Below are 13,794 nucleotides of genomic sequence, written 5' to 3'. Positions count from 1 at the left end.
CACTCCACGTTTAGAACGTTCCAAACGGTCCCGCGGGGCCCGGTGCGAAGGAGCTCCCATGCTGCGAGTGGCCCTGTTCGGCTGCGGCCGGATCGGCCGGGTCCACGCCGAGGCGGTCGCGGGGCACCCGCGGGCCGAGCTCGCCTGGGTCTTCGACCCGGTGGAGACGGCGGCCAAGGAGGTCGGGTCGCAGTACGGCGCGGCGGCGAGCACGGACGCCGACGCGGTCCTGGCCGACGGCTCCGTCGACGCCGTGATCGTCGCCTCGCCGACGCCCACCCACGTCGACCTGCTGACCCGCGCGGCCCGCGCCGGCAAGGCGGTGCTCTGCGAGAAGCCGATCGACCTGGCCATCGCGCGCGTCGACGCCTGTTGGGGCGAGATCGGGGCGTCGGACCCGCTGGTCATGGTCGGGTTCAACCGCCGCTTCGACCCGTCGTTCCGCGAGATCCGGGCCCGCGTCACGGCCGGGGAGATCGGCCGGCTCGAGCAGGTCGTGATCATCAGCCGGGACCCGGCGCCGCCGCCCGCGGGCTACGTCGCGACGTCCGGCGGGCTCTTCCGGGACATGACGATCCACGACTTCGACATGGCCCGCTTCCTGCTCGGCGCCCAGGGGGCCGGGGACGTCGTGGAGGTGTCGGCGATGGGCTCGAACCTGGTGTCGCCGGAGATCGAGGAGGTCGGGGACATCGACGGCGCGGTCGTCACCCTGCGCTCCGCGGACGGGGCGCTCGCCCAGATCACCAACAGCCGTCGGTGCGCCTACGGCTACGACCAGCGGCTCGAGGCCTTCGGCAGCACCGGCATGCTGATCGCGCAGAACCAGCTGCCGACGAGCGTGCGGTACGCCGGGGCGGAGCGCAGCGAGTCCGCCGCGCCGGTCCTGAACTTCTTCCTGGAGCGCTACGGCCCGGCCTACCGCGCCGAGCTCGACCACTTCGTGAGCGCCGTCGAGAAGGGGGCCCGGCCGTCCCCGGACTTCGCCGACGGCCGCGCCGCGCTGGTCCTCGCCGACGCGGCGGCCGAGAGCCTGCGCACCGGCCGCACGGTCCGGCTCGGCGGCTGAGGTGGCCGTTCGGGGGGATCCTGTCCGCGTCCGCGATCGGCCGGGTCGTGGTCCCGGCGGCCGCGGGCGCGCCGGACGCCGAGATCGTCGCCGTCGCCGCACGGGACGACGTGCGCGCCGAGGCCTACGCCGACGAACTGGGCATCCGCTGTCCTTCGGCTCGTACGACGAGCTGCTGGGCAGCGACGAGGTCGATGCCGTCTACGTCCCGCTGCCCATCTCGATGCACACGGACTGGACGGTCCGGGCGCTCGAGGCGGGGGTCCGCGCGGTGCTGAGCGCGAGTGCCGAGCCGGACGACATCCGGCGGACCCCGGCCCTCGGCGGCGGCGCGGTGTACGGCCTCGGGTGCTACCGCGTGAGCGCGATCCGGCTGTTCGGCGGGGAGCTGTCGCAGGTCTACGCAGTGCGGGCCCAGGACGGCCCCGACGGGGAGGACCTGCGGACGGCCGCCGTCCTGACCCTGCCGAACGGCGTGCTCGGCCACTTCGACGTCGGGCCGGACCTGCCCCGCCGGGACGAGCTGGAGATCATCGGAACCGGTGGGAAGATCACGATCCCGGACCCGAGGCTCTGCCGGCCCGGCCACATCGAGCTGGAACGCGACGGCGTGACGGAGCGGCTGCCCGTCGACCCGACGGGGGAGTGGGGCCTCGTCGGCACGGCCGCCGACTCCTACCGGATCGAGCTCGGCGTCGCCGCGACCGTGATCGCCGGCGCGGAGCGGGAGTTCGGCCGGGAGGCCGCGATCGCCCAGGCCCGGGTCCTGGAGTCCCTCCGCCGCTCCGCGAAGACGGGCCGACCCGTCCCCGCCGTTCGCGTCATGGAGCCACAACGCGAAGGTGGAGCGCTTCGGACCGCGTTGTGGAGCCATGGCGCGGGCACCTGACGGGGTCTGCGCTGGGCGTTGACACCCGATCTCTCACCGCCTTAGCGTTGCATCGCTCCAATCCTCGACCTGCGAGACGGGAATCCGGTGGCGTCACCGAACAGGGGGCCCGCCCAGGGCCGGCCGACCCTCGAGACCGTCGCGGCCCGGGCCGGGGTGTCGAAGTCGCTCGTCTCGCTCGTCCTGCGTGACTCGCCGAAGGTGAGCCCCGCCCGTCGTGAGGCGGTCATGCGGGCCGTCGACGAGCTCGGCTACCGGCCGAACGCCGCCGCGCGCCGGCTCGCCGAGAACCGGTCGCGCACGATCGGGGTGCTGCTCAACGACATCCGCCAGCCCTACTTCGCGGACCTGCTCGACGGCCTCACACCGGTCCTGCATGTGGCGGGGCAGCACATCCTGCTCGGCGACGGCCGGGTGGACCGGATGATGGACGAGACCCTGACCTGGTCGTTCCTCGAGCACGGTGTGGACGGTCTGATCCTGGCCGGGTCCGTACCGATGTCCCGGGCGATCGCCGAGGTCACCTCGAAGATCCCCAGCGTCGCGGCCGGCGGGCTGGACATCGACCTGCCGAAGGTCGACGTCGTCGCCAACGACAACGAGGCCGGCGGCGAGCTGGCGGTCCGGCACCTCGTCGAGCTCGGGCACCGCCGGATCGCCCACATCTCCGGGCTGCCGGGGACCGCGGGCCTGCTGCGCCGGGACGCCTACGTGACGGCGATGCGGGACTTCGGCCTGGGCGACCACGTCCACGTCGAGGCCGGGGACATGAGCGAGGAGGGTGGTTATCGCGCCGCCGTCCGGCTGCTGACCCGGCCGGAGCGGCCGACGGCGATCTTCGCGGCCAACGACATGTCCTGCGTGGGAGCGCTGTCCGCGGCGGCGGAGCTGGGCGTCCGGGTGCCGGAGGAGGTGTCGCTCGTCGGCTTCGACAACTCCGGTCTCGCCAGGCTGCGGGCCCTCTGGCTGACCAGCGTCGACGGTGCGGCCCCGACGGTCGGGCAGCAGGCGGGCCGCATCCTGCTGGCCCGGATCGAACGGCCGGACGAGCCGCGACGGGTGCACCTCATCCCGCCGCGCCTCGAAGTCCGGGGCTCCAGCGGCCCGCCGCCTTCCTGAGCCCCGCGGACTACTTGCTGCCGCGGCGGGTCGGGATGATGACGGGGTTCTCGGACGCCGCCGAAGCGGACTTCTTCTCCGCCCGCTTCTGTTTCAGGGTCTTCCCGGACTTCTTGCTACTGGACTGGCGCGGTGACTTGTCGGACATACTCAGCTCCTCGGTGCACGTGGCGGAGTGCCACGCCCGGTGGCGCGCCGGACGGCGCGGGCCGAGCGGGGCCCGCAAGGGACCTCGTCGCCACTGTTCTCCCACCGGTGCTCCGGCGCATCGGCCATGCGGGTCCGGTGGGGCCGCCCCGCGCCAGGATCGGGCCACCTGCCCCTGACCCGCACGGATCCGGCACGACTCGGTGACGGAGAGACCCCGACTCGCGCGGTCCCAGGTGCCGACTCGCGGGCCTCGGCGGTGTCACCTCGTCGGGTCTGGTGACCGGGGACGTCGATCGGAGAGTGTGGGGGCATGCAGCGTGTGGTGTGCCGGGCGTTCGGCGACGTGGAGGACCTCGAGGTGGTCGAGGAGGCGGCGCCTGCTCCAGGGCCCGGCGAAGTCCTGGTCGAGGTCGACGCGGCGGGGGTCAGCTTCGTCGACGGGCTGATCGTCCGTGGGCTCTACCAGGTGCGTCCGCCGCTGCCCTTCACCCCGGGCTCGACGGTCGGGGGCCGGGTCGTCGCGCTCGGCGAGGGCGTGTCGGCGCCCGCAGTGGGCACCGCGGTCGCCGGACTGGCCACCGCGTTCGGCGGGTTCACCTCGCACTCCGTGCTGCCCGCGAGCACCGCCGTACCGCTGCCCGACGGCGTGAGCGCCGAGACCGCGGTGACGGCGATCGAGAGCTATTCGACGCTGGTGTTCGCGGTGACCCACCGCGTCGCGATCGGCGAGGGCGAGTGGGTGGTCGTCCTCGGGGCGGGCGGCGGGATCGGGCTGGCCGCCGTCGACGTCGTGCGGAGCCTCGGCGGCCGGGTCGTCGCGGTGGCGTCGTCGGAGGACAAGCGGCAGGCGGCGCTGGCCGCGGGCGCCGAGACGGCGATCGACTACACGGACCTCAAGGACGGCATCCGCGCCGCGACGGACGGCGGCGCCGACGTCGTGATCGACCCCGTCGGCGGCCCCGCGGCCGAGTCCGCCCTCCGGGCCCTGGGCACCGGCGGCCGGTTCTGTGTGCTGGGTTTCGCGTCCGGGGAGATCCCGCGGCTGCCCGCCAACATCGTGCTGCTGCGGAACCGCTCGGTCGTCGGCGTGGACTGGGGGGACTGGGCCCGCACCGACGGGGACGCGGCCACCGAGCTCGTCGCGGACGTCCTCGGCCGGATCGCCCGGGGAGAGCTGCACCCGCCGCGGCCGCAGGTCTTCCGGCTCGTCGAGGCGGGGAAGGCGTTGCGGCTGTTCGCGGACCGGGCCGTCACCGGGAAGATCGCCCTCGCGCCCTGATTCGACGCCGGGCCGGTCACGTGATCATTGCCGACGCGCGCGATCGGTTCCCACGCGCGCGGTCGACCGCGCGCGCGGGGCGAACGGGCTCGCGTGGAGCCGGTCGCGCGCCGAATTTGCTCGACCGGCAGGCCCGAGCGACCCGGCGGGGAGCGGTACGGTGAGCGCGTTCTCCCGGCGCTCGATCCGGACCCTGTCGCGCTCCGTGCCACCGAACCTGCGCCGACGGGATGGTCCTCGCGATCGACCCCACCACCGTTCCACCCGCACCACCGATCCCGGCCCGCCGTGGCTGAGGCGGGCGCGGTGACGAGGGCGGTCCTGCTCGGGTCCCGGGACGCGGACCAGCGCGCGCTCGCCGAACGGCTGTGCCGGGCCTGCGTCGACGGGCTGGACGTCGACGGCGCCGCGGTCTCGGTCCTCACGGCGAGGACCGCCCGCGCGACCCTCTTCTCGACGGACCCGACGGCGGACCTGCTCGAGGAGCTGCAGTTCTCCCTGAACGACGGGGCCTGCATCGAAGCCGCGACGTACGGGGCGCCGGTCATGGTGCCGGACATGCACCACGGCACGGAGACCGCGCGCTGGCCGGTGTTCGCCGCGGCGGTGGCGGAACGTGCGACGATCGGGGCGCTGTTCGCACTGCCGTTGCAGTGGGGGGCGGTGAACGTCGGGGTGCTGGATCTCTACCGGGTCCTGCCGGGCGGGCTGACCGTGGCGGGCTATGCGGACCTGCTCCGGGCGGTGGACATCGTGGCGTTGCTGGTCATCAACAGGCTCACCGTCCCCGCCGAGGCGGCCGACCGGGAGGATGCGGACGGATGGCCGGAAACCGGGTCGGCTACCCACTACGAGGTGCACCAGGCGACCGGGATGGTGCTGGCGCAGCTCGGGGTGGACCCTGTGGTGGCGTTGGCGCGGATGCGGGCGTACGCCTTCGCCGAGCAGCGGTTGCTCGTCGAGATCGCCCGGGACGTCGTGGCGCGCAGGCTGCGGTTCACCGAGGACATGAGCTGATGCAGCACCGGCTGAAACCACACGGGGACGGGGAGTGGGCGTGAACGCGGAACTGGGCGACCGGGAACGGCGGATCGGCCGGGCCTTCGTCGCGCTCGCCGACACGATGGTCGACGACTACGACGTCATCGACCTGCTGGACCGGCTCGTGGGCTACAGCGCCGACCTGCTCTCCGCCGACGCGGCCGGGCTGGTCCTCGCGGACAACCGCGGCGCGCTGCGGGCGGTCGCGGCGTCGAGCGAGGACGCCGAGCTGATGGAGCTGCTCCAGCTGCAGAGCGACGAGGGGCCGTGCCTGGACTGCTACCGGAGGTCGGTCGTGGTCCGCGTCGACGACATCGCCGAGGCCGCGCACCGATGGCCCGCGTTCGTCGCGGCGCTGGAGAACAGGGGTGCGTTCCGGTCCGTGCACGCGCTCCCGCTCCGGTTGCGCGGGCAGGCGATCGGGGCGTTGAACCTGTTCCACCACGCGCCCGGTCCGCTGCCCGAGGACGATCTCGTGCTGGGCCAGGCGCTCGCGGACGTCGCGACGATAGGGATCCTCTCGGAGCGTTTGATCCGCCGCGGCGAGGTGGTCAACGAGCAGCTGCAGACCGCCCTGAACAGCCGGGTCGTCATCGAGCAGGCGAAGGGGGTGCTGGCCCAGCACGCCGGGGTGGACATGAACGAGGCCTTCGACCTGCTGCGCCGCTACGTCCGGGCCAACAACCTGCGGCTCGCGGACGTCGCACGCCGGCTCACCGTCGGTGGTCTCGATCCCGCGGTCCTGCTGGTCTCTCGTTAGGCCTGGTCTCCCGCTCCACGTCCGCCGCACGAGACCCGAGGAGTACGTCGACCTCGGCCCGGGTCGGCGAGCTGGCCGAGCGGCCTCGGCGCGGTAGGCCTTTCGGCCGAAGAGTGGCCGATCGCGTGCCCGTAGGCCCCGCCGCACGGGCGTCGGCGCGGAACGTGCGGCAGAATCGGTTGCCCACAACCTTTCCTCGTGCCCGGCGCGGCGGCCCCGACAGGCTGTGGCCCGAAACGAGGCGTGCTGGTGTCCGACGGCCTCGACCGCCGCGCCTCGCTCCCGGCCGACCTGCGGGTGACCCTGCCGGGTAGCGAGCTGGCCGAGCTCATGGCGGCGCAGGACTGGTCGTCGAGTCCGCCGGGGGAACCGCGGACCTGGTCGTCGGCGCTGCGTTCGGTCGTCGCCCTCTGCATGAACTCGCGCTTCGCCATGGTGATCATGGGGGCCCCGAGCTCGGGATGATCTACAACGACGCCCTACGCGCCCATCCTCGGACACCGGCACCCGGAGTCCTCGGCGCCAGCCCCTACCGTGCGGCTCGACGGGGACCACCGCTCCTTCGTCGACCTCGTGGCCCGCCAGGTCGGCTCCGCCGTCACCGACGCCCAGGCCTATGACGCCGCGCAGCGCCGGACCGAGGCGCTGGCCGAGCTCGACCGGGCGCGCACCGAGTTCTTCACCGGGATCAGCCACGAGCTGCGGACGCCGGGCCCGGCCGAGGACGCCCTGGCCGACACCGCGGAGCCGCTCGCGGGGGCGCGGCGGGCGGGCCTCGCCGCCGAGGTGGACAGCCCGGACGTCGGCCCGGTCCGCGATCCGCCGGGAGATCCCGGACCTGGTGCTCGCGGACGTGATGATGCCCCGCCTCGACGGGCTCGGCCTGCTCGCGGCGCTGCGTGCGGACCCGGCCACGGCGACGACGCCGGTCGTGCTGCTCTCCGCGCGGGCGGGCGAGGAGGCGGCCGTCGACGGCCTGGCCGCCGGCGCGGACGACTACCTCGCCAAGCCGTTCTCCCCGCCCGAGCTGTTCGCGCGCGTCCGCAGGCCCGAGGCCGTCGCGCCGCTCCCGGCGGGCTCGACCCTGATGCTCTACACGGACGGCCTGGTCGAGCGCCCGGACGACGACGTCGACAACGGTGTGGACCGGGCGGTCGCCGCCCTGACCGCCGCCCGCGATCTCCCCGCCGAGGCCGTGATCGACCTGGTGGCGAACCGGCTACTCGTGGACGACCACGACCACGACGACGTCGCGTTCCTCGTCTACCGGAACCCTCAGGGTCCGTCCTGCGGATCTCCGGCACAGATCTGCAGGACAGACCCTCTAGCGCAGGTCGGCGGCGGGGAAGGGCGGGCGCTCGTCGAACCGCAGGGAGAGCTTCCCGGCCGCCCGCCAGGCCCGCGCGGTCAGGTCCCGGTCCTCGTCGGTGACGAAGTTCCCCATCACCCGGAGCGCCACCGTCATCAGGGAGCGCGAGCGCATCCCGATCGGCCCCGCGAAGGGGAGCAGCCGGGGGAGCGTGAGCAGCCCGGCGAGGCGGCGCGCGATCGAGAACGCCTGCCCGTAGTGGGTGCGCAGGGTGGCGGGCCACGCGACGGCGAGGTCCTTCTCGCCGATCAGCAGCTCGGCCACCACCCGTCCGGTCTCCATGCCGTAGTCGATGCCCTCGCCGTTGAGCGGGTTCACGCAGCCCGCCGCGTCGCCGATCAGCGCCCAGTTCGGGCCGGCGACGCCGGAGACCGCGCCGCCCATCGGGAGCAGCGCCGACGCCGGGAGCCGCACCGGGCCGTCGAGCTGCCAGTCGTCCCGCCGCATGTCCGCGTAGTGCTCGATCAGCCCGCGCAGGCGCACCTTGGCCGGGCGTGCGTCGGTGGCGAGGGTGCCGACGCCGATGTTGACCTCGCCGTTGTTCAGTGGGAACACCCAGCCGTAGCCGGCCAGCACGGCGTCGGAGGTGCCGCGCAGCTCCAGATGGGAGGAGATCCACGGGTCGTCGCTGCGGCCGGAGCGGATGTAGCCGCGCGCCGCGACGCCGTAGGCGGTGTCCTTGTGCCACTCCCGGCCGAGCACCCGGCCGAGCGTGGAGCGCGCGCCGTCCGCGACGACGACACGCTCGCACCGGACGGTCGTGGTGGTGCCGTCCTCCAGGGCGAACACGACTCCCGAGATCCGCTCGCCGTCCCGCTCAACGTCGACGGCCTTGGCGCCCTCCATCGGGACCGCGCCGGACTCGAGCGCCACGTCCCGGATCTTCGCGTCCAGCTCCGTGCGGGCGACCGCGCTGCCGGTACCGGGGAGCGAGCCCCCGGGCCACGGGAGCTCCAGCTCCTGGCCGAACCCGGCGGCGCGCAGGCCCCGGTTGGAGCCGTGCGACCGCACCCACTCGCCGAGGCCCAGGCGGTCCAGCTCGGCGATCGCGCGCGGGGTCAGCCCGTCCCCGCAGGTCTTGTCCCGGGGGAACAGCGCGGCGTCCGCCAGCACGACGTCGAGACCGTGCCGGGCGGCCCACGCGGCGGCGGCCGATCCCGCGGGCCCCGCGCCGACGACGAGGAGGTCGGTCGAACCGGGGAGCGGGCGGGAGACGTTCATGCGTTCAGTGTCGCAAGCCCGCGCGAGCGGCGTCGGACGCCGGGTGAGAGATGCGTCGCTCAGCCCTCCCGGCCGCAGGCGGCGTAGCGGCGCTCCTGTTCGCGGATCTCTGGCAGCCCGACGAGGTCCGTGAACTCCTCGAAGGTGGGCAGTTCGGTCTTCGTCACCGCGCCTCGGGCGCTGAGCTCTCCCGAACCGGTGTACTTTGGTTGAGAGTTGAACAACCAAGGAGTGCACGATGTCCGTCCACCCGTTCGACCTGCACCTCGCGAACGTCGCGAAGGCGGGCGAGCACGCCGTCTGGACCCCCGAGGACGGGGCGCTGCCGGCGCTCTACCTGAGCCACGGCGCGCCGCCGCTGTTCGAGGACCCGGTCTGGATGGCGCAGCTGTTCGCGTGGGCGCGGTCGATGCCGAGGCCCAAGGCGGTGCTGATCGTCTCCGCGCACTGGGAGGCGGCGCCGCTCACCCTGTCCAGCAGCGACGCGCACGTCACGCCGGTCTACGACTTCGGCGGCTTCGACCCGATGTACTACCGGATGCGCTACGACACCCCCGACGCGAGTGCCCTGGCGAAGCGGGTGCTCGCCGCCCTCGGTGACGGCGAGGAGGTCCACGAGAGCCGCACCCGCGGGCTGGACCACGGCGCCTGGGTGCCGCTGAAGATCATGTACCCGGATGCGGACATCCCGGTGCTGCAGCTCAGCCTCCCGACCTCCGACCCGGCGCGGCTGCTGGCGCTCGGCACCCGGCTCCGCGCGCTGCGCGAGGAGGGCGTGCTGGTGGTCGGGTCCGGCTTCACCACGCACGGTCTGCCGTTCCTGACCCGCGACGACTTCCTCGGCAGGACGACGCCCGGCTGGTCGGCGGACTTCGACGCCTGGGCGGCGGAGGCGCTGGCCCGGGGCGACGTCGACGAGCTGGCGAACTACCGCACCCGGGCGCCGGGCATGCCGTACGCGCACCCGACGGTCGAGCATTTCATCCCGCTGTTCGTGACCCTGGGCGCCTCGGCGGACCCGGAGGCGGCGCGGGAGTCCACGATCGACGGGTTCTGGATGGGGCTGTCGAAGAGGTCGCTCCACGTGGCCTGAGCGGTGCGGCAGGATCGTCGGCGAACCCGACGAAAGGCGCAGAATGCTGGGCTTCGGGAGACCGGCCGCGGAGATCGAGATCGTGACGGACCGGGAGGTCCTCCGGCCCGGTGACACCGTCCGGGCCACAGTGCGGCTCACCCCGCGCAAGGACCTCGTCGTCCCGACGCTCACCGCGAACCCGGGGTACGACGAGTCGCAGGACGACCAGCCCGTGTCCGACGACCCCGGGGAGTACACCCGGCTGATCGACCGGTCCGAGCGCTGGGGGGCGCCGACGAGCCGGGGCAGCCGGGTCAGCTCGTCCTGGCAGGTCCAGGTGATCCGTGCTCGGTCTTGAGCCAGGTCACGAGCTCCTTGTGCGTCGTCGGCCCCGCGCCGCGGAGGAGCTCCTTCCACTCCGCGATCGGGCGCCCGTACTTCTTCTCGATCGAGGGGAAGTAGGAGGCGGGCCCCTTCACCTGTGGTTCCGCCATGGTCCTCCTTGGCCGGGGGTCTCACCATCGTCCACCCGCATGTTCGTCGTGGCGGACCGATTTGGTCATCACGTCGCACGCGTCCGCGCCTCCGGCGCTCGTGCGCGCGGTTGTCGTCGCCGGGGCAACGATTTCCGCTCACGGGCGCCGCAGGCGCATCAATATCCGGGTGAGGTCCGCGCGGTCCTGGTCGTCGAGGCCGGCGAAGAAACCCTCCGAGCCCGCGTGCCGGGCGGTGCGGACCGCGTCGACGAGCTCGGTGCCCTTCTCCGTGAGCTCGACGAGCGTGGCGCGGCGGTCCTTCGGGTCCGGCGCCCGCTCGGCGAGGCCGCGTTCCTGCAGGTCGTCGACGACCTCGGTGGTCGAGCGCGGCGCGATGCGCAGGTGCTCGGCCAGCTCGCCCTGACGCATCGTCCCGTGCCGGGAGAGCACCCCGATCGCCCGGAACTGCGACGGCGTGACGTCCCAAGGGGCCAGCGCCTCCCGGTTGAGCTCGCGCAACCGGCGCGCGACGGCCCAGAAGGCCTCCGAGAGCGTCTCGTCCCGGTCCGGGTCCGCGTCGTGCAGCACGGGGAATACCGTAGCAAGAACTCGTGTTGCCTCCTCATGATGAGGTAACCTCAGCATATTCGGTCGACACGAGGAGTCACATTTGGTCACCACGCCCGAGGACGGTCCCCGCCGAGGCGGCCGCCGCACCGTCACCGCCGCCGAGCGGAAGCAGGCCCGCGAGGTCTCGCTTCGCCGCATCGGCCGGCTCTTCGCCCCCTACAGCAGGCCGCTCGCCGCGGTCGTCGCGATCATCGTCGCGTCGTCCCTGGTCGCGACCGCCTCCCCGTTCCTGCTGCGCTCGGTGATCGACACCGCGCTGCCGGACCGGAACCTCACCCTGCTGATCTGGCTGGTCGCCGGCATGGTCGGTGTCGCCACCGTGACCGCCGCGTTCGGCGTGATCCAGACCTGGATCAGCACGAAGATCGGCCAGCAGGTGATGCACCGGCTGCGCACGGACGTCTTTGCGCACCTGCAGCGCCAGTCCATCGGCTTCTTCACCCGGACCCGCACCGGCGAGGTGCAGTCCCGCATCACCAACGACATCGGCGGCATGCAGTCCGTCGTCACCTCGACGGCCACGTCCGTCGCCTCCAACCTCACGACCGCGGTCGCGACGGCCGCAGCTATGGCCGCGCTGTCCTGGCGGCTCACCCTGATCTCGCTCGTGGTCATGCCGCCCGCGATCTACCTGACCCGTCGCGTCGCGCAGATGCGCCGCACGATCACCGCCGCGCAGCAGCGCGAGCTCGCGGACCTCAACGTGACCGTCGAGGAGGGGCTGTCGATCAGCGGGATCCAGCTCAGCAAGACCATGGGTGCCGGGCCCGCGCTCGTGCGGCGGTTCACCGCGTCGTCGAGTCGGCTGATCGACCTGGAGCTGCGCTCGCAGCTGGCCGGGCGCTGGCGGATGGCCTCGACCGGCGTCATCTTCGCCGCGATCCCCGCGGTCATCTACCTCTCGGCGGGCCTCCCGCTCACCGCCGGCACGATGACGATCGGCACCCTGGTCGCGTTCACCTCGCTCCAGGCCGGGCTGTTCCGGCCGATCACGGGCCTGCTCAACGTCAGCGTCTCGCTGGTCAGCTCGCTCGCCCTGTTCGCGCGGATATTCGAGTACCTGGACCTGCCCGTCGAGGTCGACGACCCGGAGTCCCCGGTCGACGTCGATCCGGCGACCGTGCAGGGGCACGTGCGGTTCGAGGACGTCACCTTCGCCTATCCCGGCAGCGACTCCGCCGCCGTCGCGGGCGTGAGCCTGGACGTCCCGGCCGGCTCGACGCTGGCGCTGGTCGGCGAGACCGGTTCGGGCAAGAGCACGCTCGCCGCCCTGGCCGCCCGGCTCCACGACCCGGACGCCGGCCGCGTGACGATCGACGGCGTGGACCTGCGCGACATGACCCTGGCCGATCTGGCGTCGATCGTCGGCGTCGTGAGCCAGGAGACGTACCTGCTGCACACGTCCGTGCGGGAGAACCTGCGCTACGCCAAGCCGGACGCGACCGACGAGGAGATCGAAGCCGCCGCGCGCGCCGCCCAGGTCCACGACCTGATCTCCGCGCTGCCGGACGGCTACGACACGACCGTCGGCTCTCGCGGGCACCGTTTCTCCGGCGGCGAGAAGCAGCGCCTCGCGATCGCCCGCACCCTCCTGCGGGACCCGCGCGTCCTGATCCTCGACGAGGCGACGAGCGCACTGGACACCGAGACCGAGCGCGCCGTGCAGCGGGCCTTCGACGCCCTCGCCCACGGCCGCACCACGATCACCATCGCCCACCGGCTCTCGACGGTGCGCGGCGCGGACGAGATCGCGGTGGTCGACCACGGGCGCGTCGTCGAGTCCGGGACCCACGGGGACCTTGTCGCGAACAACGGCCGCTACGCCGCACTGGCTGCCTGAGCGGCTGGAGCGGCCGCGGCTCGTGGCCGGCTCGGCGGCTGGAATGCCCGCGCTAGGCTAGGACCCGCTCCTTCCCGAGGAACGGTCGTGGCCCTGTGCCCCCGCATCGGCGCTTCGCCCGCCGTGCGGGTCGTCGTGTGCGGGCTGCTGCTGCCGCCCGCGATCGGCGTTCCGGCCGCCGCGGTCCCGGCCGGCCGGCCGGGAGTCGGCAGTGCCGGTCTGATCCGAACGGTGAGCCGGTTCGGAGCCGCCGGACCGGCCGGGAGTGCGGCCTGCACCGGGAGAGCCGGGCTGGTCGGGAGCCCGGGGCTGGTCGGCGGAGCGGGCGGGCTCGGCGCGGCGGGGCTGGTCGGCTCGGCGTCCCTCGTCGGCCGGGCGTCGCTGCTTGGCAGGGCGCCGGTGGTCGGCCGGGCGAGCACGCTCGGCAGGGCGGGGCCGGACGGCAGGGCTTCCCTCGCCGAGAGCCCGCGGCCGGTCGTGCGAGCGAGCGGGCTCGGGAGGACGGGGCCGGCCGGCGGGACGGGCCGTGTCGGTGCGGTGAGCTGCGCCGGGAGCCCTGGTGTGACCCTGCTCGGGACGCCCGGGAGTGGTACGGGGCGCCTCCGACTCGTCCGGCCGGACCGCCGGCCGCTCGCCGGTACGACGTCGGGCACCTTCGGGCGGCCGGGTCGTGATCGCCGCCGTCGTGGTGGAGACGGTCATGGGAGTGTCGAGTTGCGAAGCCGGGGGAACCGGGTGCGCCGTGGGTCCGCGCCGTGCCGGGCCAGGTGAAGGTTGCGTGGTCCGCGCGCCGGCGTCCGCATCGTCCCCGGTCGCCACGTGCAACGCGCGGTCGAGGTCGCCGTGCCGCGCCTGCAGGGCGGGACGGCCGTCCTT

The 13,794-nt window shown here is 73.6% G+C and carries 14 protein-coding genes and 1 pseudogene; 11 read left to right on the top strand and 4 right to left on the bottom strand.

Annotated features, from left to right (window positions below):
* Positions 1-58 precede the first annotated feature (58 nt).
* From iolG to JWP64_RS12650, 3 genes are all read left to right on the top strand, one after another.
* Positions 59-1,069 (top strand): inositol 2-dehydrogenase, encoded by a 1,011-nt coding sequence (gene iolG / locus JWP64_RS12660; RefSeq protein WP_297496098.1) that lies wholly within the window; start codon positions 59-61, stop codon positions 1,067-1,069.
* A gap of 223 nt (positions 1,070-1,292) precedes the next feature.
* Positions 1,293-1,958 carry a Gfo/Idh/MocA family oxidoreductase gene (locus JWP64_RS12655; protein WP_297496097.1) on the top strand — a complete coding sequence of 222 codons (666 nt, stop codon included), beginning with the start codon at positions 1,293-1,295 and terminating at the stop codon, positions 1,956-1,958.
* Between the two features lie 87 nt (positions 1,959-2,045).
* Positions 2,046-3,077 (top strand): LacI family DNA-binding transcriptional regulator, encoded by a 1,032-nt coding sequence (locus tag JWP64_RS12650; RefSeq protein WP_297496096.1) that lies wholly within the window; start codon positions 2,046-2,048, stop codon positions 3,075-3,077.
* 10 nt (positions 3,078-3,087) lie between these two features.
* Here JWP64_RS12650 and JWP64_RS12645 read toward each other — a convergent pair whose 3' ends face one another.
* A complete protein-coding gene (locus tag JWP64_RS12645) occupies positions 3,088-3,225 on the bottom strand; it encodes a hypothetical protein (RefSeq protein ID WP_297496095.1) in 138 nt (45 codons plus the stop codon).
* Positions 3,226-3,537: 312 nt separating this feature from the next.
* Between JWP64_RS12645 and JWP64_RS12640 the strand changes: the two genes are divergently transcribed.
* The 5 genes and pseudogenes from JWP64_RS12640 to JWP64_RS31490 form a co-directional block, all read left to right on the top strand.
* Positions 3,538-4,506 (top strand): NADPH:quinone oxidoreductase family protein, encoded by a 969-nt coding sequence (locus JWP64_RS12640; protein WP_297496094.1) that lies wholly within the window; start codon positions 3,538-3,540, stop codon positions 4,504-4,506.
* A 306-nt stretch (positions 4,507-4,812) separates the two neighbouring features.
* Positions 4,813-5,523: an ANTAR domain-containing protein gene (locus JWP64_RS12635; RefSeq protein WP_297496093.1), complete on the top strand. Its 711-nt coding sequence runs from the start codon at positions 4,813-4,815 to the stop codon at positions 5,521-5,523.
* 40 nt (positions 5,524-5,563) lie between these two features.
* Positions 5,564-6,307 (top strand): GAF and ANTAR domain-containing protein, encoded by a 744-nt coding sequence (locus tag JWP64_RS12630; RefSeq protein WP_366889842.1) that lies wholly within the window; start codon positions 5,564-5,566, stop codon positions 6,305-6,307.
* Positions 6,308-6,556: 249 nt separating this feature from the next.
* On the top strand, positions 6,557-6,772 hold the full coding sequence (locus JWP64_RS12625; protein WP_297496092.1) for a hypothetical protein: 216 nt from the start codon (positions 6,557-6,559) through the stop codon (positions 6,770-6,772).
* Positions 6,773-6,923: 151 nt separating this feature from the next.
* A pseudogene (locus JWP64_RS31490) lies at positions 6,924-7,517 on the top strand (response regulator); the annotation flags it as partial.
* Positions 7,518-7,631: 114 nt separating this feature from the next.
* Here JWP64_RS31490 and JWP64_RS12615 read toward each other — a convergent pair.
* A complete protein-coding gene (locus tag JWP64_RS12615) occupies positions 7,632-8,897 on the bottom strand; it encodes an NAD(P)/FAD-dependent oxidoreductase (RefSeq protein ID WP_297496091.1) in 1,266 nt (421 codons plus the stop codon).
* Between the two features lie 238 nt (positions 8,898-9,135).
* Here JWP64_RS12615 and JWP64_RS12610 point away from each other — a divergent pair, with 238 nt between their 5' ends.
* Both JWP64_RS12610 and JWP64_RS12605 read left to right on the top strand, forming a co-directional pair.
* Entirely contained in the window at positions 9,136-9,990 is an 855-nt protein-coding gene (locus JWP64_RS12610) for a class III extradiol ring-cleavage dioxygenase (RefSeq protein ID WP_297496090.1), read from the top strand.
* 43 nt (positions 9,991-10,033) lie between these two features.
* Positions 10,034-10,330, top strand: coding sequence for a hypothetical protein (locus JWP64_RS12605; protein WP_297496089.1), 297 nt, complete (start codon positions 10,034-10,036; stop codon positions 10,328-10,330).
* Here JWP64_RS12605 and JWP64_RS12600 read toward each other — a convergent pair.
* Complete coding sequence (locus JWP64_RS12600; RefSeq protein ID WP_297496088.1) at positions 10,287-10,466, bottom strand: DUF4287 domain-containing protein; 180 nt, start codon at positions 10,464-10,466, stop codon at positions 10,287-10,289. The genes JWP64_RS12605 and JWP64_RS12600 overlap by 44 nt on opposite strands.
* 138 nt (positions 10,467-10,604) lie before the next feature.
* Positions 10,605-11,036: a MarR family transcriptional regulator gene (locus JWP64_RS12595; RefSeq protein ID WP_297496087.1), complete on the bottom strand. Its 432-nt coding sequence runs from the start codon at positions 11,034-11,036 to the stop codon at positions 10,605-10,607.
* Between the two features lie 82 nt (positions 11,037-11,118).
* Between JWP64_RS12595 and JWP64_RS12590 the strand changes: the two genes are divergently transcribed.
* On the top strand, positions 11,119-12,918 hold the full coding sequence (locus JWP64_RS12590; protein ID WP_297496085.1) for an ABC transporter ATP-binding protein: 1,800 nt from the start codon (positions 11,119-11,121) through the stop codon (positions 12,916-12,918).
* Positions 12,919-13,794: the final 876 nt, after the last annotated feature.

It is taken from the genome of Pseudonocardia sp. (assembly GCF_025465255.1).
Classification (GTDB): Bacteria; Actinomycetota; Actinomycetes; order Mycobacteriales; family Pseudonocardiaceae; genus Pseudonocardia.
This window is presented reverse-complemented; position numbering and strand designations above follow the sequence as displayed.